Source organism: Pseudomonas sp. NFPP02 (genome assembly GCF_900119355.1).
GTDB classification, from domain to species: domain Bacteria; phylum Pseudomonadota; class Gammaproteobacteria; order Pseudomonadales; family Pseudomonadaceae; genus Aquipseudomonas; species Aquipseudomonas paracarnis.
Genome location: NZ_FPJI01000016.1, coordinates 78226 through 99576, shown reverse-complemented (window position 1 = coordinate 99576; position 21351 = coordinate 78226). Strand labels below are relative to the sequence as shown.

22 protein-coding genes are annotated in these 21351 nt (G+C 59.2%); 8 read left to right on the top strand and 14 right to left on the bottom strand.

Annotated elements, in window-relative coordinates; genetic code table 11:
* The first annotated feature begins 84 nt into the window (after positions 1-84).
* Together BT204_RS23795 and BT204_RS23790 are read left to right on the top strand one after the other, a co-directional pair.
* Positions 85-1491, top strand: a complete 1407-nt coding sequence (locus BT204_RS23795) for an MFS transporter (RefSeq protein ID WP_057975135.1) — start codon at positions 85-87, stop codon at positions 1489-1491.
* 132 nt (positions 1492-1623) lie between these two features.
* Positions 1624-2085: a hypothetical protein gene (locus BT204_RS23790; RefSeq protein ID WP_054896713.1), complete on the top strand. Its 462-nt coding sequence runs from the start codon at positions 1624-1626 to the stop codon at positions 2083-2085.
* 106 nt (positions 2086-2191) lie between these two features.
* Here the strand turns inward: BT204_RS23790 and BT204_RS23785 are convergent, their stop codons facing one another.
* The 5 genes from BT204_RS23785 to BT204_RS23765 form a co-directional block, all read right to left on the bottom strand.
* Positions 2192-3511, bottom strand: coding sequence for a methyl-accepting chemotaxis protein (locus BT204_RS23785; protein ID WP_054896712.1), 1320 nt, complete (start codon positions 3509-3511; stop codon positions 2192-2194).
* A gap of 188 nt (positions 3512-3699) precedes the next feature.
* A complete protein-coding gene (locus tag BT204_RS23780; protein WP_054896711.1) occupies positions 3700-4650 on the bottom strand; it encodes an aliphatic sulfonate ABC transporter substrate-binding protein in 951 nt (316 codons plus the stop codon).
* Between the two features lie 110 nt (positions 4651-4760).
* Positions 4761-5282, bottom strand: a complete 522-nt coding sequence (locus tag BT204_RS23775) for a sigma-70 family RNA polymerase sigma factor (RefSeq protein WP_034128509.1) — start codon at positions 5280-5282, stop codon at positions 4761-4763.
* Between the two features lie 108 nt (positions 5283-5390).
* The gene (locus tag BT204_RS23770; protein ID WP_072448471.1) at positions 5391-6182 is read right to left on the bottom strand and encodes a phosphate/phosphite/phosphonate ABC transporter substrate-binding protein; all 792 of its coding nucleotides are present in this window, start codon (positions 6180-6182) and stop codon (positions 5391-5393) included.
* A 9-nt stretch (positions 6183-6191) separates the two neighbouring features.
* A complete protein-coding gene (locus tag BT204_RS23765; RefSeq protein WP_072448470.1) occupies positions 6192-7121 on the bottom strand; it encodes a fatty acid desaturase in 930 nt (309 codons plus the stop codon).
* A 302-nt stretch (positions 7122-7423) separates the two neighbouring features.
* Between BT204_RS23765 and BT204_RS23760 the strand changes: the two genes are divergently transcribed.
* On the top strand, positions 7424-7843 hold the full coding sequence (locus tag BT204_RS23760; protein ID WP_054896707.1) for a GNAT family N-acetyltransferase: 420 nt from the start codon (positions 7424-7426) through the stop codon (positions 7841-7843).
* Positions 7844-7960: 117 nt separating this feature from the next.
* Here BT204_RS23760 and def read toward each other — a convergent pair whose 3' ends face one another.
* The 3 genes from def to BT204_RS23745 form a co-directional block, all read right to left on the bottom strand.
* Entirely contained in the window at positions 7961-8500 is a 540-nt protein-coding gene (def, locus tag BT204_RS23755) for a peptide deformylase (RefSeq protein WP_034128513.1), read from the bottom strand.
* Complete coding sequence (locus BT204_RS23750; RefSeq protein WP_032895581.1) at positions 8497-9450, bottom strand: YihY/virulence factor BrkB family protein; 954 nt, start codon at positions 9448-9450, stop codon at positions 8497-8499. Before BT204_RS23750 ends, def begins: the two co-directional genes overlap by 4 nt.
* Positions 9451-9634: 184 nt before the next feature.
* A complete protein-coding gene (locus BT204_RS23745) occupies positions 9635-9820 on the bottom strand; it encodes a CsbD family protein (protein WP_003193737.1) in 186 nt (61 codons plus the stop codon).
* Positions 9821-10021: 201 nt separating this feature from the next.
* Between BT204_RS23745 and BT204_RS23740 the strand changes: the two genes are divergently transcribed.
* Complete coding sequence (locus BT204_RS23740) at positions 10022-10399, top strand: hypothetical protein (RefSeq protein ID WP_003193739.1); 378 nt, start codon at positions 10022-10024, stop codon at positions 10397-10399.
* A 162-nt stretch (positions 10400-10561) separates the two neighbouring features.
* Here BT204_RS23740 and fadD1 read toward each other — a convergent pair whose 3' ends face one another.
* Positions 10562-12253: a long-chain-fatty-acid--CoA ligase FadD1 gene (fadD1, locus tag BT204_RS23735; protein ID WP_034128515.1), complete on the bottom strand. Its 1692-nt coding sequence runs from the start codon at positions 12251-12253 to the stop codon at positions 10562-10564.
* 381 nt (positions 12254-12634) lie between these two features.
* On the bottom strand, positions 12635-14323 hold the full coding sequence (gene fadD2, locus BT204_RS23730; protein ID WP_034128516.1) for a long-chain-fatty-acid--CoA ligase FadD2: 1689 nt from the start codon (positions 14321-14323) through the stop codon (positions 12635-12637).
* Between the two features lie 219 nt (positions 14324-14542).
* On the opposite strand from fadD2, the gene BT204_RS23725 reads away from it, so the two are divergent.
* Both BT204_RS23725 and BT204_RS23720 read left to right on the top strand, forming a co-directional pair.
* Positions 14543-15487 (top strand): alpha/beta hydrolase, encoded by a 945-nt coding sequence (locus BT204_RS23725; RefSeq protein WP_054918239.1) that lies wholly within the window; start codon positions 14543-14545, stop codon positions 15485-15487.
* 56 nt (positions 15488-15543) lie between these two features.
* A complete protein-coding gene (locus tag BT204_RS23720) occupies positions 15544-16014 on the top strand; it encodes a MaoC family dehydratase (RefSeq protein ID WP_003193747.1) in 471 nt (156 codons plus the stop codon).
* A gap of 145 nt (positions 16015-16159) precedes the next feature.
* On the opposite strand, the gene BT204_RS23715 is transcribed toward BT204_RS23720, so the two are convergent.
* The gene (locus BT204_RS23715) at positions 16160-16627 is read right to left on the bottom strand and encodes a ferritin-like domain-containing protein (protein ID WP_034128518.1); all 468 of its coding nucleotides are present in this window, start codon (positions 16625-16627) and stop codon (positions 16160-16162) included.
* A gap of 204 nt (positions 16628-16831) precedes the next feature.
* Between BT204_RS23715 and BT204_RS23710 the strand changes: the two genes are divergently transcribed.
* Positions 16832-17068 carry a DUF3820 family protein gene (locus tag BT204_RS23710; RefSeq protein WP_003193750.1) on the top strand — a complete coding sequence of 79 codons (237 nt, stop codon included), beginning with the start codon at positions 16832-16834 and terminating at the stop codon, positions 17066-17068.
* A gap of 10 nt (positions 17069-17078) precedes the next feature.
* Positions 17079-18254, top strand: coding sequence for an aminotransferase class V-fold PLP-dependent enzyme (locus BT204_RS23705; protein WP_072448469.1), 1176 nt, complete (start codon positions 17079-17081; stop codon positions 18252-18254).
* A 205-nt stretch (positions 18255-18459) separates the two neighbouring features.
* Here BT204_RS23705 and BT204_RS23700 read toward each other — a convergent pair whose 3' ends face one another.
* The 3 genes from BT204_RS23700 to zwf are packed head-to-tail and all read right to left on the bottom strand — an operon-like array spanning position 18460 to position 21309.
* Positions 18460-19125 carry a bifunctional 4-hydroxy-2-oxoglutarate aldolase/2-dehydro-3-deoxy-phosphogluconate aldolase gene (locus tag BT204_RS23700; RefSeq protein ID WP_026067364.1) on the bottom strand — a complete coding sequence of 222 codons (666 nt, stop codon included), beginning with the start codon at positions 19123-19125 and terminating at the stop codon, positions 18460-18462.
* Positions 19126-19142: 17 nt separating this feature from the next.
* A complete protein-coding gene (pgl, locus tag BT204_RS23695; RefSeq protein WP_034128520.1) occupies positions 19143-19856 on the bottom strand; it encodes a 6-phosphogluconolactonase in 714 nt (237 codons plus the stop codon).
* The gene (gene zwf / locus BT204_RS23690) at positions 19843-21309 is read right to left on the bottom strand and encodes a glucose-6-phosphate dehydrogenase (protein WP_034128521.1); all 1467 of its coding nucleotides are present in this window, start codon (positions 21307-21309) and stop codon (positions 19843-19845) included. Before zwf ends, pgl begins: the two co-directional genes overlap by 14 nt.
* Positions 21310-21351: the final 42 nt, after the last annotated feature.

Sequence of the window (21351 nt, the reverse complement as noted above, 5' to 3'; positions counted from 1 at the left end):
GCAGTTGCGCACGTTAAGCTCCAAGCCCAATAGCGGTTTGGCTTAAAGCTCGAAGCTTCCAACTCGCCCAACTGAAGGTTATTCATGCCTACACTCGCCGCCTGCGTCTCAGACCCCACCCGCGCCGCCCACATCAGCGCCCGCATCGACCGCCTGCCCGCCGTCGCCACTATTTGGCGCCTGGTGGCGTTGCTCTCCATCGGCGGTTTTTTCGAGCTGTATGACCTGTTCCAAACCGCCTATATCAGCCCTGGCCTGATCAGCGACGGGATTTTTCATACCGGCAGCGAAGGTGTTTTCGGTTTCTCGGACCAAGCCGCTTTCGCCTCGGCCACGTTCCTCGGCCTGTTCCTCGGCGCCAGCCTGCTCAGCCCCATCGCTGACCGCTTCGGGCGACGCGCGATTTTCACCTTTGCGTTGGTCTGGTACACGGTGGCCACGGTGTTGATGGGCATTCAAACCTCGGCCTTGGGCATCATCTGCATGCGCTTTCTGGTGGGCATTGGCCTTGGCATCGAACTGGTGACCATCGACGCCTACCTCTCGGAACTGGTGCCCAAACGTATGCGCAGTTCGGCGTTTGCCTTTGCGTTTTTTATCCAGTTTCTGTCCGTACCGGCCGTGGCGTTGATGTCGTGGTGGCTGGTGCCACAGGCGCCGTTCGGTATCGCCGGGTGGCGCTGGGTGGTGTTGAGCAGTGCAGTGTTTGCATTGTTTATCTGGCAACTGCGCAAGCGCCTGCCGGAGTCACCGCGCTGGCTTGCACAAAAGGGACGCTTCGAAGAGGCCGACACGATCCTGAACAACCTGGAGGCACGCTGCCGAAAGGACCAAGGCAAGCCGCTGGACGAACCGGAACCCGAAGCGATCAGCGTGCAGGGCACTGGCCGTTTCGCCGATATCTGGCAGCCGCCCTACCGTCGCCGCGCCTTGATGCTGATCGTGTTTCATGTATTCCAGGCCATCGGTTTCTTCGGCTTTGGCAACTGGCTGCCGGCCTTGCTCTCGGGCCAGGGTGTCAGCGTGACCCACAGCCTGCTCTACGCCTTCATCATCACCCTCGCCTACCCGCTGGGCCCGCTGTTGTTCGTCAAGGTGGCCAACCGCTTTGAGAACAAATGGCAGATCGTCGGCTCAGCCATGGGTGCGGTGATCTTCGGCAGCCTGTTTGCCCTGCAAACCACAGCGTTAGGGCTGATTTTCTGCGGGGTGATGATCACCTTCTGCAATGCGTGGCTGAGCTTCAGTTATCACTCGTACCAGAGCGAATTGTTCCCCACCAATATCCGTGCGCGAGCGGTCGGGTTCTGCTATTCGTTCAGCCGTTTATCCACGGTGTTCAGCAGCCTATTGATCGGTTTTATCCTCGAACACCTGGGCACGCCGGGCGTGTTGGCGTTTATTGCCAGCAGCATGTTGATCGTGATGATTACCATCAGTTGGTTTGGGCCGCGCACGCGCAACCTGGCCCTGGAGAACATCGCTCACTGACGGCAACGGTTGGCCGCACAAGGAGAAGGCTTGCCGCGTCGACGACGCCAGCCCCAGTAAACACTGGGGTCTGGCAACCGGCACAGTATTTGCTCCAGCTGTCGCACCGTCTGTTTTCATAGGTGAACGATCATGCTGGTTAACAACACTCAAGCGGCGTCGAACGTGCAACAGATCACGCGACCCGACATGGACCCCGCCAACGCCGCCGCCAGTGCGCTGTACAGCGGCGCCCTGCAGGCTGCGCAACACAGCGTGACAGTGCCCGCCGCGCAGAGGGAATTGGACAAGGCCAGCGATCGCATCGACGAAGCCTTCGCCAAGACCCGCGTGCAGTTACAGGCCACAACTAATGGGGCACGTACCGAGTTCACCGAATACATGAGCAAGACCCCAGCCGAACGTATTCGTGAACAGTTACTCAAGGAACAAGGGCTGACCGAAGAACAAGTGCAGGCGATGCCCCAGGACAAACAAGACGCCATCGCCAAACAAGTGGCCGAGCGCTTGAAAGAGCAGCAACAGCAGCAGGTGGCGGCGAAGGCTACTGCTTCGCCAGCCCAGACACTTAAAGAAACCTTGGCCGCGATCTAAACAGGTGCGAGCTGGCTTGCCTGCGATGCAAACAACTCGGTGGATCTGCAGGACCGAGGTGATGCTATCGCAGGCAAGCCTGCTCCCACATAGAGCGGCGGCTGCGCTATTGCAATTGCAGCGTCGAATTGAACTGACTGATCGCATCTACCACATGCCGTGACCCTTCCTGGATCTCCAGGATCACCTGCCCCGCCTCGTTCGCCAACTCCACGCCCAGGCCCGTACGGCTCAAGCTCGACTGCATGCTCGACACGGCGCTCAACGACAGGTCATGGTTCTTGCGCACCACGTCCACGATCTCAACGGTGGCCTGGCTGGTGCGAGCGGCAAGGCTGCGCACTTCATCGGCGACCACCGCGAACCCACGCCCGTGCTCGCCCGCACGCGCGGCTTCAATCGCCGCATTCAGGGCCAGCATGTTGGTTTGTTCGGCAATGCTGCGGATGGTTTGCACGATGGCGCCGATGATGTCCGACTGTTTGCTCACCGCATCGATGCTCTGCGCCGCCTGGTTAAGGTCGTGGGACATGGCTTCAATGATCTGCACCGTTTGCTGCACTACCTGCGAGCCCTTGCGGGCGCAGGCATCGTTCTGTACCGAAGTGGCGTGGGCCGAGTCGGCGGCCGTGCGCAGGGTGCTGACTTGCTCGGTGATATCGCTGGCGAACTTCACCACTTTGTACAAGCGCCCATGGGTGTCGAAAATGGGGTTGTAAGAGGCTTCCAGAAACAGGGTCTTGCCGTATTTGTTTTTACGTTCGAAGCGGTGGGAGTGAAATTCACCGCGATTGAGTGAAGCCCAGAACGCTTTATACGCCGGGGACTCCACTTCGCTGCGGTGGCAAAACATGCTGTGATGCTGGCCGATGATTTCTTCGCGCGTGTACTGCACCGTGCGCAGGAAGTTGTCGTTGGCATTGAGGATCTGGCCCTGGGGAGTGAATTCGATTACCGCCATGGAACGGCTGATGGCGTCGATCAGACTTTGGTTTTCGTGTTCGTGATGGACCCGTGCGGAAATATCCGCCGCCACCTTGATCACACTGCGTACCTGATGGTCGCTGTCCAGCACCGGCAAATAGCTGGCTTCCAGCCACACTTGCTCACCGCGCTTGTTAAGGCGCATGAAGGTGCCGCTGAGCGCCTCGCCTCGCGCCAGATCGCGCCACAACTGGTGGTAGGCATCGGTGTGGGTATACGCCTCCTCGCAAAACAGGCGGTGATGTTTGCCACGGATCTCCTCGACGCTGTAGCCCATGGTTTGGCAAAAGCGTTCGTTGGCATTCAGGATCACTCCCGTGCGGTCGAACTCGATCATCGCCATGGAGCGACTGATGGCGGCAAGCTTGGCGTTGGCTTCGGTGAGGGCACAGGAAAAACGCTGGATTTCTTGCAGGTCGGATTTGTGCTGGCGGTTGAACATGGTCAGATCACCCTAGATTCCCGGCGCCTGGAGGGCGCATTCCATTCATACGTTGGATATTTCTGGTACACCTGCATGGGGAAATAACCATTGGAAACGCTTTATCGGCCAAGCGTCGTTAACGGTTCTGGGTGAGCATAGACAGGCCTTGGCACTCTGCAAGGCCACTAATCCGCCAGCATTGCTGCTCATGGATGATCAAGGGGCTTGAAGACAGCCTGCTGCACATCGACTTTTTTCGGGATCAGGCCGTTGGCAAAAAACAGGTCGGCGGTGCGTTGCTGGTTGGCAATGTCGATGGCCGCCAAGGGGCGGATCGGCTCGGGCGAGCGATGTTCGAAGTAGCTTTTGACCACCGCCGGTTGCAGGCCCAGGGTGCCGGCCATCAGCGTGATGCTCGCGTCAGGCTCATCAAGCGACAGCCGCTGCGCCTTGCCAAGCGTCTGGATAATCGTGGCAACGGCCTCTGGGTGCTGCTTGGCAAACGGGTGGTTGACCACGAAGAAACTGCCCGCAGGGTTCAACCCTTGCCCGTCCCGCAGCACGCGTGCCGAGCCGTCGATCACGGCGGCCGAGTAGTACGGGTCCCACACCACCCATGCGTCCACCTTGCCTTGTTCGAACGCGGCGCGGCCGTCGGAAGGCGACAGGTACACCACGTTCACATCCTTCCACTGCAACCCGGCGTGCAGCAGGCTTTTGAGGAACAGGTTGTGTGCACTGGAGCCCTTGAGCAATGCCACGCGCTTGCCCTTGAGTTCGGCCACGTTCTGCACGGTACTGGCCTTGGGCACCAGCACTGCTTCGGCCTTGCCCTCGTTGGGCTCGACGGCAAAATACTGCAAGTCGATTCCGGCTGCCTGGGCGAAGATCGGCGGAATATCGCCAATATTGCCGATGTCCAGGCTGCCGGCGTTGAGCGCTTCGATCAGCGGCGGGCCACCGAGAAATTCGGTCCACTGCACCTGGGTGCCCGGCAGTGCGGCTTCGAAGAGCTTGTGCTCACGGGCGAGCACCATGCTGACCGAGCTTTTCTGGTAGCCGATGCGCAGCGTGGAAGGTTCGGCCGCCGAGGTGGGTTGCGCCAGTACTGCCAATGCCAGCAGCGAACTGCCCAGCAGGTGTCTGATTGCTTTCATAAGTTGCCTCTTGGTGGTTCGATCAGATTCAAAGTGAGCACAGGAAGTGTGGGAGCTGGCTTGCCTGCGATGGCGGCCTGTCATGGCCAGGGGTGTTGGCTGGCTCACCGCTATCGCAGGCAAGCCAGCTCCCACATTTGATCGGGGTGGGATTCAAGTCCGGTAACAGCGCGGGCCATGTAGTCACTGACCGAGCGCTGGGAAATCCCCAGTTCGGCAGCGATCTGGGGGTACGTCAGGCCGTTGACGCGGGACAACAGGAACGTCGTCTTGACCTTGGCCGGCAAGCGGTCGAGCGAGAGATCGATGGCTTGGAGGGCTTCGAGTACCTGCGCCCGGTCCTCGGCGCAGGCTGCATCGTCATCCAGCACAGCGAGGTAGGCACGCTCCAGGTCACGCCGGCGCCACACCTGGTACACCAGGCGCTGGGCAATGGTGGTGAGCAATGCGCGGGGCTGTCGTATCGGCGCTACCTGAGGTGCACTCAAGAGCTGGACAAACGCGTCGACCGCGATGTCTTCGGCGTGGGCACGGGAGTTGAGGTAGCGGTGCAAGCGGCTGCACAGCCAAGGGTAATGAATGCGAAACAATGAGCCCACGTAGTCGCTGTGAGCACTATCGGCGCCGGACATAGTGGCTCCTTCTGAGTAGGTTGCGCGGTATGTCCGGTGTTCCGGTGAAGCAATCCTAGCAAGGCTTCTTATGCTTTAATAATATTTAAAACGCATTTTTATATAACCTTATTGAAGTACCGAATAGCCGATGCTGGCGGCTTTGTGCTGGTAATCCAGCACCACCTGGTAGTCATCTTCGCTGGCAGGAACCACAGCTCGCACACCGAGGGTTTGCGCCACCTGCGGCAGGTCCTGCAACGCCAGGTTCATCGCCTCACGAATCTGCGCTACCTGCGCATCGCTCAAGCCCAGCGCACCTATGTAAGGCAAAGTCGGGCTCGGCGCGCTGCGGGTGATGACGCGCAGGCCCGCGACCTCTTCGGGGGCGAATCGGGCGAGGTAGTCGTAGGTGACGCTGTCGATGGCGGCGAGGTCGGCGTGGCCTTCACGCAGCCAGCGCAAGCTCTCGCGATGGGCACCGCTGATGCCGACGCTGGCGAAGAAACGCCCGTCGCGCTGCAACGGCGCCAGGCAGTCACGCAGCAGGTTCATACCGCTGTTGGAGTCGTGGCCGTTGATCACGCCGCGGCTCTGGTAGAACTGCGCCAGGCGGGTACGCGGGTTGTCAGCGCGAGTTAACAGCAGGCTGCAATGTTCGCCGTGGCTGCTGTGGGCCAACTCGTAACGGGGGCGCCCAATGATGCGCACCTGGCCGCGCAGTTGGGTCATCAGCGGGTAGCCGCAGGTTTGGCTGACGAGCAATTGCGGCGCCAGCCACAGGCCGCGCAAGTCGAGGTGGTCGGCATCAAGACGATGCAGCTTCAAGCGCTCAAGGATGCGCGCCAGCCAGTATTGATTGGCCTGCTGGATGGGCTCGGGCGCAACGTACATGCGCAGGTCGGCGTAGTGCTCACTCATGGTCGCCTCTCAGGCAAACGGGTGCAGGGGACTGTCGATGGCCTTGAGGCCGTGACGGCTGATCAACTGGCCGTAGCCATGCAACAGGAAACCACCGCTGCGCGCCAGCCACTGCTCGCGCCGGGCACGGTACACCCTGGGCAGCAGGTACCACGGCAACTTTGGCAGATCGTGGTGCACCAGGTGCAGATTGTTGTTGAGAAACAGCCAGGCCCAGGGCCAGGATGCTTCGTTGAGCACTGTGCGCTGTTCCGGCCGAGGATGGGGGCGGTGCTCATAGTAGGAACGGATCGAGGCCAGGGACAAGGCTGGCACGCTGACCAGCAGCAGGTAGTGCCACACCGCAAGCGCGCTGTAGTAGGCGATGAAACTCAGCATCAGCACAGTGACGGCGCCGTGGGCCAGCCACATCGGCCATACCTGGGGCAGGCGTTGAAACTCGTGACGTGCCAACCGGCCAATCGCCAACGGCGCAGCCAGCAGGAAGCGGCCAAGCACGGTCTTGGTCAGCCAATGCACGCCACGTTCGAACAGTGAGCTGTTGTTCCATTGCTGCTGATTGAGGTAGCGGCTTTCCGGGTCGATGCCCGGCAGGGTCAGGTCATGGTCGTTATGGTGCAACAGGTGGCTGTCGCGGTACAGCGTGTAGGGATACCACACCGCGAAAGGGGCATAGCCGAGGAGTTTATTCAGCCATAACGAACGGGTCGGGTGGCCGTGGAGCAATTCGTGCTGCACCGATAGCCACAGGGTCAGCAGCGGAATCAGCAGCAACATGCTCAGCCACACGCCCAGCCACCGGCTGCCAAGGATCACCGCAAACCAGCCGGCATACACGCCGATCAACAGCAGCCAGGTCGGCCACTCGGTTCTTGCCACAAAGGTCGTCGCCAGGGCTTCGATTTCCCGGCGGTGGGTCGGATCAAGGTAATTGGCCATCGGCAGCTCAGAGCAGGTGTTTCCTGCTCTGTGCAATGAGGCGGGAAAATCTTGCAGATCGTTTGGTTCTAAGCGTGTAACTCAGTGACCGAACAGGCCTGCTTCGGATTTTTTGGTCTTCTTGTCCGCGCGTTTTTCATCCGCGGTCTTTGCCGGTTTTTTCTTCGCGGCTTTCTTTGAATCCATACCTTTGGCCATGATGCATGCTCCACTAACAGGGGATGTAGCACTGGGTATACCACCTATTGCCCGGCAGAAGGCGCTTATAATCCCCTGCCCTGGATAATGCTTGTCTGAACCCCATGCCCCCAATGCACATCGAACCGCTGGCCGAGCCTCTGTGGCCACTGCTGAACAAGTTTTACCGCAGCCACAATTCATCGATGAAGGCGCTCAAGGGCGGCCGTTTGTGGGTAGTGCGAGATGCCGAGATCGTGGCCGGCTTGTGCTTGAGCCCGGTGATGGGTGGGCAGTGGCTGACGGGGGTGTTTGTGGCGCCGACTTATCGTGGCCAGCAGCTGGCGGCGCGACTGATTGGCGAGGCCGTGGCAGGTTGTGAGGGGACGGTCTGGTTGCTGTGCCATCCGGACCTGGAAGGGTTGTATCAGGGCATGGGGTTCAGCCAGGACACGGTTTTGCCGCAATCGCTGAGTGAGCGGCTGGTGCGTTACAAGCGCAATAAACCGATGATTGCGATGGGGCTCAATGCCCCAAAACACTGATCCAATGTGGGAGCTGGCTTGCCTGCGATGGCGGTGTATCAGCTACAAATAAGGTAGCTGGCCCACCGCTATCGCAGGCAAGCCAGCTCCCACAGTTGAACTGTGGGTTCAGAGGGGCTATTCGTCAGCCGTTGGGTCCAGCTCCGGGAACATCACTTCAATAAAACCGAATTTGCTGAAGTCGGTAATCCGCGATGGGTACAGCCGGCCGATCAAATGGTCGCACTCATGCTGCACCACCCGCGCATGGAAGCCGTCGGCAAAACGTACGATCGGCTCGCCTTTGGGGTCGAATCCTTCGTAGCGGATCTGCTGGTAACGGTTCACGGCGCCGCGCAGGCCGGGCACTGACAGGCAACCTTCATAGCCCTCTTCCTGCAGCGGGCTGAGCGGTGTGATCAGCGGGTTGATCAAGATGGTCTGCGGCACAGGCGGCGCGTCCGGGTAGCGTTCGCTGGCCTCGAAACCGAAGATCACCAGTTGCAGGTCCACGCCAATCTGCGGCGCCGCCAGGCCAACGCCGCCCACGTGCTCCATGGTCTGGAACATATCGTCGATCAGTTGCCACAACTCCGGGCTGTCGAACATTTCCGGCGGCACCGGCGGGGCGATACGCAGCAGGCGCTCGTCGCCCATTTTCAGGATTTCACGGATCATTGTTCAGGCTCGGTCATGGGCTTGGAGTGGTCCCGGCCTAGGCCTGAGACGTGTTGTTTTTCATCGGTGTGGCCCGGCTCGCCTATTTCCTTCTCGCCGGGGTCCTTGCCCTCGGCAGACATATGCTCGATCACCGCGTTCATCTCCGCGCCCAGCAGCAGTACGGCGGCAGAGATGTAGAAATACAGGAGCAAGACAATGATCGCACCGATACTGCCATACATGGCGTTGTAGTCCGCGAAGGTCTTGACGTAGTAGCCAAAGCCCAGGGAGGCGACGATCCATACCACCACGGCCAAGACGGAGCCGGGGGTGATAAAGCGAAATTCCTGCTCGACGTCCGGCATCACGTAGTACATGAGGGCCACGGCGAACATCAGCAAGATCACAATCAGCGGCCAGCGCAGGATGGTCCACAGCGTGACCACGAATTCCTGCATGCCAATCTGCCCGGCCAGCCACTCCATGACTTGCGGGCCCAGCACCATCAGCGCGGCGGCCGCCAGCAGCATGCCGGCGATACCCACGGTGTAGAAAATCGACAGCGGGAAACGCTTCCAGATCGGCCGACCTTCAACCACATCGTAGGCGGCGTTCATGGCGCTCATCATCAGGCGCACGCCCGCAGAGGCCGTCCACAGTGCGATAACGATACCCACCGAGAGCAAGCCGCCCTTGGACTGCTGCAACTGATCGATCACCGGGTTGACCTGTTCCAGCGCCTGGGGAGGCAACACCAGCTCCGATTGCAGGCGCAGCCAACTGAAGAAGTCGGGCAAGTGCAGGAAGCCGATCAGGGCAATGAGGAACAGCAGGAACGGAAACAAAGAGAACAGCATCTGGTAGGCCAGTGCCGAGGCGTAGGTAGGCATCTCGTCATCGACGAATTCCTTGATGGTGCGTACCAGCACCTTGTGCAGCTTGAGACCATCGAGTACTGGAAAAAGCATAGCGTCTCCTTTCGCCGCAAAAGAGGTTGAGTTCGTGGGCGACTCAGGGGCCGTTTTCTACATCAAAGTAGCCCATTTGGCGACTTTGAAACAATTTCTTCGAAAGTTTAGTTGCAGCACCGGATACAAAAACGGCCATCCGTGGATGGCCGTCGGGCTGCTGGGGTCAGCCAGCCAGGACGTGTTACTCAGTGGCTTTTTTCACTGCGTCCTTGGTCTTGCCCACTGCTTGCTGAGCTTCGCCTTTTTTCTCTTGGATCACGCCTTCAGCACGCAGCTTGTCATTGTCTGTGACTTTACCGACGCCTTGCTTGATGTTACCGACAGCTTCGTTCGCCAAGCCCTTTACCTTATCGGAAGTGCTGCTCATGGTATTACTCCTGATAACAATCAAATGGTTTTTGGTCACTACGTAGCGGTTGACCTGAAGCGCAACGGCAGAGTTTCAATTATTTTTGCGCAAGCATTTCATCGAAAGCGGCAGGTTTGGCTTTATGTTTTGCAGCCAACCCACGAGAATGCCCGGCACATTCAGGCTGCAACGCTGAATAACAGATCCCGTAGGAAGGTTATGAAACTCAATAAAGCACAGGCCATTGCCCGCAGAAACCAGGAACTGGGCGGTGCCGTACTCGGCGTCAACAACTGCCACTTCACCGACCTGGACCGCAAACGCAACATCTGGTGGTTCGACCTGCCGGTGGGGCGTATTGCCGTGGGCCAGTACGAGTGGATCCACTTGTTGATGCACAACGCCGACACCGACCAGTTGCTGCACCTGAAGGTGCCGACCGTGTTCCTGCGTGAAAAACTCGAAGGGCTGGTGGTACGCAATGCGGGCAAGCGCAAGCCGGAGATTACCCTGGAGCTAAGCGCGGATAAGGACTCGTTCTTGAAGGACGTACGCCCCGCCGGTGCGGGTGTGAGCTTCGCGCAGTTCGCGTTGTAAGCCCGGTAACCCTGTGGGAGCGGGCTTGCCCGCGATGGCAGTGAGTCAGGCGATACAGCAATGGCTGCTGTAGCGCTATCGCAGGCAAGCCAGCTCCCACGGGGGTAAGTGTTTCGCCAGCGCCCTCATAAAAAACCCCGCATCGGCGGGGTTTTTTATGGGTTACTTTTTAAGACCGAGTTTCTTCAGTTCTTCATCACGCAATTCACGCCGCAGGATCTTGCCCACGTTGGTGGTCGGCAGCGCATCACGGAACTCCACGGCCTTGGGCACTTTGTAGCCGGTGACGTTGGCGCGCATGTGCTCCATCACCTGGTCCTTGGTCAGGGTAGCCCCTGGCTTGACCACGATGAACAACTTGATGTGCTCGCCGGATTTTTCATCCGGTACGCCGATAGCCGCACACTGCAGCACACCCGGCAGGCCCGCCAGCACGTCTTCCAGCTCGTTGGGGTAGACGTTGAAGCCGGAGACCAGAATCATGTCCTTCTTGCGGTCGACGATACGCATGTAGCCGTCTGGCTGGATGATCGCGATGTCGCCGGTCTTCAGCCAACCCTCGCTGTCAAGCATCTCGTCGGTAGCTTCCTGGCGCTGCCAGTAGCCCTTCATCACTTGCGGACCTTTCACGCACAACTCGCCAGTTTCGCCCAGTGCAAGCTCGGTACCGTCGTCGGCGATGACTTTACACGCGGTGGAAGGCACCGGAATGCCGATGGTGCCGATCTGGATGTGCTGGATCGGGTTGACCGTGGCCACCGGGCTGGTTTCGGTCATGCCGTAGCCTTCGCAGATCGCGCAGCCGGTCACGGCCTTCCAACGCTCCGCCGCCGCCAGCTGCAACGCCATGCCGCCCGATAGGGTGACCTTCAGCGCAGAGAAGTCCAGCTTGCGGAAACCTTCGTTGTTGCACAGTGCCACGAACAGGGTGTTGAGGCCGACGAAGCCGCTGAACTTCCACTTCGACAGTTCCTTGACCATCGCCGGCAGGTCGCGCGGGTTGCTGATCAGGATGTTGTGGTTGCCGATCAGCATCATCGCCATGCAATGAAAGGTGAAGGCATAGATGTGGTAGAGCGGTAGCGGCGTGATCAGGATCTCGCAGCCTTCATTGAGGTTGGAGCCCATCAGCGCCTTGCATTGCAGCATGTTGGCGACGAGGTTGCGGTGGGTCAGCATCGCGCCCTTGGCCACGCCGGTGGTACCGCCGGTGTATTGCAACACGGCCACATCGCCGCTGGCCGGGCTGGCATCGTTGACCGGCTGGCCATGGCCCTTGGCGAGTACGTCGTTGAACTTGATGGCCTGGGGCAGATGATAGGCCGGGACCATTTTCTTTACGTATTTGATCACGCTGTTGATCAGCACGCGCTTGAACGGCGAGAGCAGGTCGGCAACTTCGGTGACGATCACGTGCTTGACGGCGGTCTTGGGCACGACTTTTTCAGCCAGGTGCGCCATGTTGGCCAGGCAAACCAGGGCCTTGGCCCCCGAATCATTGAATTGGTGTTCCATCTCCCGCGCGGTATACAGCGGGTTGGTGTTGACCACGATCAGGCCGGCGCGGATCGCACCGAATACAGCGACGGGGTATTGCAGAACGTTGGGCAGTTGCACGGCGATTCGATCGCCAGGCTTCAAATCGGTATGCTGTTGCAGATACGCGGCGAATGCGCCGGACAATTCGTACAGTTCACCGTAGGTGATTGTCTTGCCCAGGTTGCTGAAAGCCGGTTTGTTGGCGAAGCGCTGGCAGGACTGCTTCAGTACCGCCTGAATATTCGGATACTCGTCTGGATTGATCTGTGCAGCAATCCCGGCGGGGTACTTATCCTTCCAAAAGTCTTCATTCATGGAAGCCCACTCCTCAGCGACGCGAATTCATCATCGCATTTGATGCGATTATTATTGGTGTATGTTTTTAGGTGAGTCTGGCGCTTTCAAGCAGGCCTAGAAGTCACAAAGCGCGCCGAGAGTAGCAGCTTTGCCAAGGGCCGCCTAGAGCCAAAAGAGGCCCCTACAGTCATAAACATGACTCAAGAACATCCAATGGTCACTTTTAGAGCAAAAATTCTATAACTCCAGAAATGGCTCTAGAACAGGCTCTCACGGGCGAAAAATACAGTGTGGGAGCTGACTTGCCTGCGATAGCGATGGATCAGTCAATTCAACAGGCGACTGAAACACTGCTATCGCGGGCAAACCAGCTCCCACATTTTTGTACCCTATTTCAATTCAAGCGATGTCGCGCAGCTCCCGGCGCAGAATTTTCCCCACCGGCGTCATCGGCAACGACTCTCTCAACACAATATGCTTGGGCACCTTGTACCCCGTGAAGTTGGCCTTGCAGTACGCCTTCAGTTCCTCGAGGCTCACCCCCTGGGCCCGTGCCACCACGAACAGCTTCACCGCCTCCCCCGTGCGCTCGTCCGGTACGCCGATCACGGCGCAGTTGGCCACGGCCGGGTGGGCCATGATCACGTCTTCGATTTCGTTGGGGTACACGTTGAAACCCGAGACGATGATCAAATCCTTCTTGCGATCCACAATACTGATGTAGCCATCGGTGTCGATCACCGCAATGTCACCGGTCTTCAACCAGCCATCGGCGTCCAGGGTTTCGGCGGTGGCGGCCGGTTGCTGCCAGTAGCCCTTCATCACTTGTGGGCCCTGGATGCACAGTTCGCCGCGCTCGCCCAACGGCAGTTCTTGCCCCAGGTCATCCACGACCTTCATCGCCGTACCCGGCACCGGGATGCCCACGGTACCCAGGCGTGACAGGCCGCCGTAGGGGTTGGTACTGGCCACTGGCGAGGTTTCGGTGAGGCCGTAGCCTTCGCCGATGGCGCAGCCGGTCACCGCTTTCCAGCGTTCCGCCGTGGCCTTGACCAGGGCGGTGCCGCCGGAGTTGGTAATCTTCAGGTGGGAGAAATCCAGGGTCTTGAAATCCGGGTGGTCCATCAGCGCCACAAACAGTGTGTTGAGCCCCAACAGGCCGGAGAACTGCCACTGTTTGAGCTCCTTGATAAACCCGCCGATGTCCCGTGGGTTGGTGATCAGCACGTTGTGATTACCGGAGACCATCATGCACATGCAATTGGCCGTGAATGCATAGATGTGGTACAGCGGCAGCGGTGCAATCATCACCTCCTGCCCTTCCTTGATCAGCGGATGGCCGTCGTCGCCCAGTTGCGACATGCACGCCCGCACTTGCTGCATGTTCGCCACCAGGTTGCCGTGAGTGAGCATCGCGCCCTTGGCCAGCCCAGTGGTGCCGCCGGTGTATTGCAGCACGGCGACGTCGTCCAGGGTCACCGGATGGCGCGTCACCCCAAGGCCCGCGCCCATGCGCAGGGCGCGCTTGAACGAAACCGCCCGCGGCAGGTGATAGGCCGGGACCATCTTCTTCACCTTGTCGACCACGGTGTTGACCAGCCAGCCTTTGGCGGCGGGCATGAAATCGCCCATCCTGGCTTCTATCAGGTAGTCGATCTCCGTGTCGGTGCACACCTCCTGCACACGTGAACCGAACAGGTTGAGGTAGACCAGCGCCCGCACACCGGCATCCTTGAACTGATGGCGCATCTCGCGCGGCGTATAAAGCGGGTTGGTGTTGACCACGATCAGCCCGGCGCGCAGTGCGCCGAACACCGCAACCGGGTAATGCAGCACGTTGGGCAGCTGCACCGCGATGCGCTCGCCGGGCTTGAGGTCGGTGTGCTGCTGCAGGTAACCGGCAAACGCCGCACTCTGGCGCTCAAGCTCGGCGTAGGTGAGGGTAATGCCCATGCTGCTGAATGCCGGACGGTCGGCAAAGGTCTTGCAGGAACGCTCGAAGACCTCGATCACCGACGTGTAGGTGCTGAGGTCGATGGCATTGGGGACTCCCGCCGCGCGTTTGTCATTCCAGAAATCAGGTTGCATTATTCTTGTCCTCTTTACCTGAGTGTGTCCGGCCGCTGCCATGCAGATGTGCAGCAATAAGAAGCGGAGCTTTGGGGAAGTTAGCAGCTATGGCCAAACAGGCAAGACGCTGAACTGTGTCATTGATTGTATGAATCTTGTACCTAAGGCGTAGGCAGATACCCCGCCCCACGCCGGATGAGCTATACAATGCAACCACCCTGAGCAAAGGAAGCCGCCATGAACCACAGCACCTTCTGGCTGACCGCGAACGACCACACCCGTCTGTACGTCAACCAATGGATGCCCGACGGCCCGCCCAGGGCCGTGGTGATGATTTCCCATGGCATGGCCGAGCACGGCGGTCGCTATGCGCGCCTGGCGCAAGCGTTGTGTGGCGCAGGGTATGGCGTATATGCGCTGGACCAGCGTGGGCATGGCCGTACCGCCGAGGCCGGCACCGTTGGGCTATATGCTGAAACGGATGGCTGGAACAAAGTCGTGGGCGATCTGGCCAGCCTTAATCAGCACATCGGCCAACAGCATCCCGGGCTGCCGATCATCTTGCTGGGCCACAGCATGGGCAGCTATATCTCCCAGGCATACTTGCTGCATCACAGCGCCAGCTTGCATGGCGCAATACTCAGCGGCTCGAATTTCCAGCCGGTGGCCCTCTACCGTGCAGCGCAAATCATTGCGCGCATCGAACGTGCACGCCAAGGCATGCGAGGGCGCAGTGCGTTGATCGACTTCTTGTCGTTCGGCTCATTCAACAAAGCCTTCAAACCCAATCGCACCGCGTTTGACTGGCTCAGCCGCGACCCGGTTGAAGTGGACAACTACATCAACGACCCACTCTGTGGCTTTCGTTGCACCAATCAACTGTGGATCGACCTGTTGGGCGGCTTGCAGCAGATCAGCAAAGTCTCCAACCTGGCGCAGATTGATCCCGGCCTGCCGATCCTGGTGATGGGCGGCGATCGTGATCCGGTGAGTGAAGGCAAGCGTCTCAAGCACCTGGCCCACGCCCTGCGTGAGGCCGGTTGCCAAGACGTGCAATTGACGCTTTACCCGCAGGCGCGCCATGAAGTATTCAACGAAACCAACCGTGATGAAGTCACCGCCGACCTGCTGACCTGGCTCGACCAGGCGCTGGCGTTGCGCAGGCCCACCCGCTGCGAATAGTTTTTGCTTTAAAATCAGCCGATTAATTACCGTTAAGCCACAGGATGCACGTTGAGATGACCCAGGTAACCAACACCCCGTACGAAGCGCTTGAAGTGGGCCAGACTGCCAGCTTCAGCAAAACCGTCGAAGAGCGCGATATCCAGCTGTTCGCCGCCATGTCGGGTGACCACAACCCTGTGCACCTGGACGCTGAATACGCCAAGGCGACCATGTTCAAGGAGCGGATTGCCCACGGCATGTTCAGCGGCGCGCTGATCAGCGCGGCAGTGGCCTGCGAGCTGCCTGGGCCGGGCACGATCTATATCGGCCAGCAAATGACCTTCCAGAAACCGGTGAAGATCGGCGACACCTTGACCGTGCGCTTGGAAATCCTCGAGAAACTGCCGAAGTTTCGCGTGCGCATTGCCACTCGGGTGTTCAACCAGCGTGATGAGTTGGTAGTCGATGGCGAGGCGGAGATTCTGGCGCCGCGCAAACAGCAAGTCGTGACCCTGACCGAGCTGCCGCCAATCAGCATCGGCTGATCTACATTCCAGCCTTTGCATAAAAAAATGTGAGCGGGCTCGCCCGCGAATGCGGTGTATCAGCCAATACAACAGTGACTGATCCACCGCTTTCGCGAGCAAGCCCGCTCCCACACTAGGTCCAGCGTAGGTCTTACCTCAGGTCTTACGACTGAGCGCGAGCCTGGTTACGCAGGGCTTTTACCTGGTCGTGGTTGCGCTGTACACCGTGGTACTGACGCTCAACCAAGTCACGAATGCCCACCAGGTTGTGCTTGTTGATCTTCTCGATCGCTTCCTTGTAAGCCTTCAGTGCGTGGTCTTCACCGCGCTCGGCTTCGTTCAATACGGCCTCTTCGTCCTTGCCGGTGACCATCGACTTCACGTCGACCCAGCCACGGTGCAGGGCGCCGGCAACACTACCGGACTTCTCTGGATCGCCGCCCAGGGCACGCACAGCAGTTTTCAGTTCTTCGGCAGCGGTACCGCAATCAACAGCACGCTTGGCAAACAATGCCTTGAGTTCCGGATGCTTGATGTCTTCAGCGCATTCCTTGAAACCCTTTTGGCCGTCGATGCTGGTCTCGATCAGGTCGTTCAGTACGGAGATCGATTCTTTGTTGATATCAGTCATTTTTCAATTCCTTGTACGGGTTAGAAGGTTGCCTTGGTTATTGCAGCGCCCGTGCCAGGTTTATAAAAATTATTTTTATGTTTATTTTCAATAACTTACGAATTATTGAACCATCTGTATGTTGGTTATTTGCATGATCTGTCATTTGGCCTTCATGCAGAATGCCTGTATTTTCGAAAGCCTGGCCTCAACCCTACGACGCTCATGAATCCCGAAAAACTCGAACTGCTGATCACCCGCCAAATGCCCTTTGGCAAATACAAAGGCCGGATCATTGCCGACCTGCCTGGGCCCTACCTGAATTGGTTCGCCCGTGAAGGTTTCCCCCACGGGGAACTGGGCGGTTTGCTGGCCTTGATGCAGGAAATCGACCACAACGGCCTGTCCGAATTGCTTGAACCACTGCGCGCCAAACATGGCAGACCCGCCCCCCGCCACTAAGAGACTCACCATGCCAAGGAATGCCGATAACGACCCGCACTGGCAGGCCATCGCCCAACGCTATGAATACGAGCCCGGTCCGATCAACCTGGAAAACGGCTACTTCGGGCGCATGAGCCGGGCGGTGCAGGCCCAGTACCTTGAGCACATCAGCTTTATCAACCGCAGCAACTCTGTGCATGTGCGCCAGCGTTTTGAGCAGGGCGAAAACAACGAGATACGCCGCCAGTTGGCCGGGTTGATTGATGTCGACCCCGAATCGGTCGCTTTCACCCGTAACGCCACCGAAGCCTTGCAGTCGCTGATCCGTAACTACAACCGCCTGCAACCGGGCGACCAGGTGCTGATCAGCGACCTGGAGTACGACACGGTCAAAGGCGCCATGCGCTGGCTGACAGCGATTCGCGGCGTGGAAGTGATAGAGGTGGCCCACACCCACCCGGCCAGTTTCGACAGCCTGGTGCAGACTTATCACGATGCGTTTGTGCAGTACCCGCGTCTGAAATTAATGGCCTTGACCCATGTGACCCACCGTACGGGCCTGGTCATGCCGGTTGCGGACATTGCCAAGGCCGCGCGCGAACGTGCAATCGACGTGATCCTCGACGGCGCGCACGCCTTGGGCCAGATCGACTTCAACCTGGCCGAACTGGGCATTCAGTTCGCAGGCTTCAACCTGCACAAATGGATCGGCGCGCCGCTGACCCTGGGCTTTTTGTATATCGCACCAGAGCGCCTGGCCGATATCGACCCGGATATGGGCGAGTTTCACTACCCAGCCACCGATGTGCGAGCGCGTACGTCCTACAGCACGCCGAACTTTCCGGCGCTGATGACATTGCCCCTGGTATTTGAAGAGCATCGACAGTTGGGTGGCGCGGCGGCCAAGGGCGCACGCGTCAATTACCTGCGCAACCTGTGGGTAAACCAGGTACGGCCGTTGCCGGGAATTGAAGTGCTGACCTCGGATGACCCGCGACTGTATTGCGGGATCACAGCCTTCAAGTTCATCGGGCGTAATCAGCAGGCGATGGCGGACAGGTTGCTCAAGGAGCACGGCCTGTTCACCACTACGCGCACGGGGGCAGCGTTTGGCACCTGTATCCGGGTGACGCCGGGGCTGGTGACGTCGGCGGCGGACATCAATGCGCTAGTCCATGCGATCACCAAACTAAACACCGTTTAAAACTGTGGGAGCTGGCTTGCCTGCGATAACGGTGTATCAGCCAAAGATGGGCTAACTGATAAATGGCTATCGCAGGCAAGCCAGCCCCCACCTTCAGAGCGGCGATGTGCTTGAGGTTTTTTTACAGGCAAAAAAAAGCGGCACACCGACCAAGTGCGCCGCAAAAATGCCGTTAAGCACAGCAACAACGATTCGATAAATCAGTTCAGTCCAGCAGCGCCAGCGCCTGGGCAGTGACTTCCTGGATACGCGCCCAGTCGCCGTTCTTGACCCACTCCGGATCCAGCATCCAACTGCCGCCCACGCACATCACGTTTTTCAACGCCATGTAGCTCTTGATGTTGGCCGGGCCAACACCGCCAGTCGGGCAGAATTTGACTTCGCCGAACGGGCCGCCGAGAGCCTTGATGGCAGCAACACCACCGCTGACTTCAGCCGGGAACAGCTTGAAGCGGCGATAACCCAGGCCGTAGCCTTCCATGATGCCGGAGGCATTGCTGATGCCCGGCAGCAGCGGGATCGGGCTGTGCACCGAGGCTTCCAGCAAGTCACGGGTGATGCCGGGGGTGACGATAAATTGCGAGCCTGCCACTTCTGCCGCTTCGAGCATGTGACGATCGAGCACGGTACCGGCACCAGTGCACAGTTCAGGACGTTGCTCGCGCAAGACCTGAATGGCCTTGAGGCCGAACTCGGAACGCAGGGTCACCTCCAGCGCGGTCAAACCGCCAGCGGCCAGGGCGTCGGCCAGCGGCAGGATGTCCTGCTCGCGGGCGATGGTGATCACCGGCAGGATCCGCGCCTTGGCGCAGAGGCTGTCGATCAAGGCAACTTTATCCGCCATGGACACGGTCGGTTGAGGGCTTTTCATAGCGGCTGATCCTTGGCTCATGGGCACCAGTAAATCTCTAGAGTAGGTTGCAAAAACGCGCGAATCGGCATGGCAGCAACATCGTCGCTGGCCAGGGCGGCGCTCAAGGTAGTCAATTTCGAACTGCCGGAAATCGACAGCACGGTGTAGCTGGCCGTGGCCAGCAGCGCACGACTCATGGTCAGGCGCTGGTGCGGCACAGTGGGCGCCAGCATCGGCCAGCAACGGCGGGTACCGTCGGCCTTCAGCGCTTCGCTCAGGTTAGGGCTGTTGGGGAACAGCGATGCGGTGTGGCCGTCATCGCCCATGCCCAGCACCAGCACATCAATGGCTGGCAACTCGCCCAGCAGGCGATCGGCCTGCTCGGCAGCGTCTTCAAGATTGGCAGCGGGGCTGTACAGGCTCAAGAACTTCGCCTTGGCCGCCGGACCTTGCAGCAAGTGTTGCTTCAACAGGCCAGCATTGCTGTCGGCGTGTTCGACCGGCACCCAGCGCTCATCGGCCAGGGTGATGGTGACCTTGGACCAGTCCAGGCCCTGCTTGGCCAGGTTCTGGAAAAACGCCACGGGGCTGCGGCCACCGGACACCACCAACGTCGCCTCGCCACGGGCACTGATGGCCGAGCGCAGTTGCTCAGCCACGTCATTGGCCAGGCCATCGGCCAGCAGCGCAGGCGTACGGTACTCATGGGCAGTGACGCCCTGAGGCAGTTTCAATTCAGATATCGCCATACCACGACCTCCCATCCCGCGTGATCAGTGCAATGGAGCTCATCGGCCCCCAGGACCCCGCCGCATACGGCTTGGGCGCATCACCGGATTTTTTCCACCCGGCGATCAACTGGTCACACCACTTCCACGCGGCTTCGATTTCATCTTTGCGAACAAACAGGTTCTGATTGCCGCGCATCACTTCCAGCAACAATCGCTCGTAGGCATCGGGGATGCGTGCGCTGCGATAGGTGTCGGAAAAATTCAATTGCAGTGGTCCGCTGCGCAGTTGCATGCCTTTGTCCAGGCCCTGCTCCTTGGTCATCACACGCAGGGAAATACCTTCGTCCGGCTGCAGGCGGATGATCAGCTTGTTGCTGATTTGCAGGCGCTGCTCCGGGGCGAAGATGTAGTGGGACGGTTCCTTGAAGTGAATGACGATCTGCGACAGTTTTTGCGGCATACGCTTGCCGGTACGCAGGTAGAACGGCACGCCGGCCCAGCGCCAGTTACGGATATCGGCACGCAGGGCAACGAACGTCTCGGTGTCGCTCTGGGTATTGGAGTTGTCTTCTTCCAGGTAACCCGGCACGGCTTTACCAGCGCTGTAGCCGGCGATGTACTGGCCACGGACTACCTGAGTGGTCAGGCCCTCGGGGCTGATCGGCGCCAGGGCCTTGAGCACCTTGACCTTCTCGTCGCGGATGCTGTCGGCGGACAGGTCGGCAGGCGGGTCCATGGCAATCAGGCAAAGCAGTTGCAACAAGTGATTCTGGATCATGTCGCGCAGCTGGCCAGCCTTGTCGAAGTAACCCCAACGGCCTTCGATGCCAACCTGCTCGGCCACGGTGATTTCCACGTGGGAGATGTAGTTCTGATTCCACTGGGTTTCGAACAGGCTGTTGGCGAAACGCAGGGCGATCAGGTTCTGTACCGTCTCTTTGCCCAGGTAGTGGTCGATGCGATAGGTGCGGTTTTCCGGAAAGAACTGCGCCACGGCGTCGTTGACCTTGCGCGACGACTCCAGGTCCGAACCGATGGGTTTTTCCAGCACTACGCGGGTATTTTCCGCCAGGCCGACCTTGGACAGGTTTTCGCAGATCGCGCCGTATACCGCCGCCGGGGTAGCGAAGTAGGCAATCAGGCGTTGCTCGCTGCCGGCTTTTTCGGCCAGGGCGACGTAGTCGTCGGCCTTCATGAAGTCGACATGCACATAAGCCAGGCGTGCGAGGAAACGCTGGGCCACGGCTTCGTCGAGCTCTTTGCCGACGTATTTACGCAATTCTTTTTCGATATGGGCCAGGTGTTGCTGCTCGGAGCCGGCTTCACGGGCCAGGGCCAGGATGCGTGTGTCGTCGTGCAGCAACCCGGCGCCATCGAGTTGATAAAGGGCAGGAAATAACTTGCGCAGCGCCAGATCACCCAAGGCGCCAAACAGGGCAAAGGTGCAGGGTTCCACGGTTATCGAAGGCATGATGTTTGTTCTTTTATCAAGTTAAGCTACAAATACCTTTTT

Excerpts from the sequence above, each read along its gene's own strand:
- BT204_RS23795 (WP_057975135.1), top strand. The coding sequence starts at position 85 with ATGCCTACACTCGCCGCCTGCGTCTCAGACCCCACCCGCGCCGCCCAC.
- BT204_RS23790 (WP_054896713.1), top strand. The coding sequence starts at position 1,624 with ATGCTGGTTAACAACACTCAAGCGGCGTCGAACGTGCAACAGATCACG.
- BT204_RS23785 (WP_054896712.1), bottom strand. The coding sequence starts at position 3,511 with ATGTTCAACCGCCAGCACAAATCCGACCTGCAAGAAATCCAGCGTTTT.
- BT204_RS23780 (WP_054896711.1), bottom strand. The coding sequence starts at position 4,650 with ATGAAAGCAATCAGACACCTGCTGGGCAGTTCGCTGCTGGCATTGGCA.
- BT204_RS23775 (WP_034128509.1), bottom strand. The coding sequence starts at position 5,282 with ATGTCCGGCGCCGATAGTGCTCACAGCGACTACGTGGGCTCATTGTTT.
- BT204_RS23770 (WP_072448471.1), bottom strand. The coding sequence starts at position 6,182 with ATGAGTGAGCACTACGCCGACCTGCGCATGTACGTTGCGCCCGAGCCC.
- BT204_RS23765 (WP_072448470.1), bottom strand. The coding sequence starts at position 7,121 with ATGGCCAATTACCTTGATCCGACCCACCGCCGGGAAATCGAAGCCCTG.
- BT204_RS23760 (WP_054896707.1), top strand. The coding sequence starts at position 7,424 with ATGCCCCCAATGCACATCGAACCGCTGGCCGAGCCTCTGTGGCCACTG.
- def (WP_034128513.1), bottom strand. The coding sequence starts at position 8,500 with ATGATCCGTGAAATCCTGAAAATGGGCGACGAGCGCCTGCTGCGTATC.
- BT204_RS23750 (WP_032895581.1), bottom strand. The coding sequence starts at position 9,450 with ATGCTTTTTCCAGTACTCGATGGTCTCAAGCTGCACAAGGTGCTGGTA.
- BT204_RS23745 (WP_003193737.1), bottom strand. The coding sequence starts at position 9,820 with ATGAGCAGCACTTCCGATAAGGTAAAGGGCTTGGCGAACGAAGCTGTC.
- BT204_RS23740 (WP_003193739.1), top strand. The coding sequence starts at position 10,022 with ATGAAACTCAATAAAGCACAGGCCATTGCCCGCAGAAACCAGGAACTG.
- fadD1 (WP_034128515.1), bottom strand. The coding sequence starts at position 12,253 with ATGAATGAAGACTTTTGGAAGGATAAGTACCCCGCCGGGATTGCTGCA.
- fadD2 (WP_034128516.1), bottom strand. The coding sequence starts at position 14,323 with ATGCAACCTGATTTCTGGAATGACAAACGCGCGGCGGGAGTCCCCAAT.
- BT204_RS23725 (WP_054918239.1), top strand. The coding sequence starts at position 14,543 with ATGAACCACAGCACCTTCTGGCTGACCGCGAACGACCACACCCGTCTG.
- BT204_RS23720 (WP_003193747.1), top strand. The coding sequence starts at position 15,544 with ATGACCCAGGTAACCAACACCCCGTACGAAGCGCTTGAAGTGGGCCAG.
- BT204_RS23715 (WP_034128518.1), bottom strand. The coding sequence starts at position 16,627 with ATGACTGATATCAACAAAGAATCGATCTCCGTACTGAACGACCTGATC.
- BT204_RS23710 (WP_003193750.1), top strand. The coding sequence starts at position 16,832 with ATGAATCCCGAAAAACTCGAACTGCTGATCACCCGCCAAATGCCCTTT.
- BT204_RS23705 (WP_072448469.1), top strand. The coding sequence starts at position 17,079 with ATGCCAAGGAATGCCGATAACGACCCGCACTGGCAGGCCATCGCCCAA.
- BT204_RS23700 (WP_026067364.1), bottom strand. The coding sequence starts at position 19,125 with ATGAAAAGCCCTCAACCGACCGTGTCCATGGCGGATAAAGTTGCCTTG.
- pgl (WP_034128520.1), bottom strand. The coding sequence starts at position 19,856 with ATGGCGATATCTGAATTGAAACTGCCTCAGGGCGTCACTGCCCATGAG.
- zwf (WP_034128521.1), bottom strand. The coding sequence starts at position 21,309 with ATGCCTTCGATAACCGTGGAACCCTGCACCTTTGCCCTGTTTGGCGCC.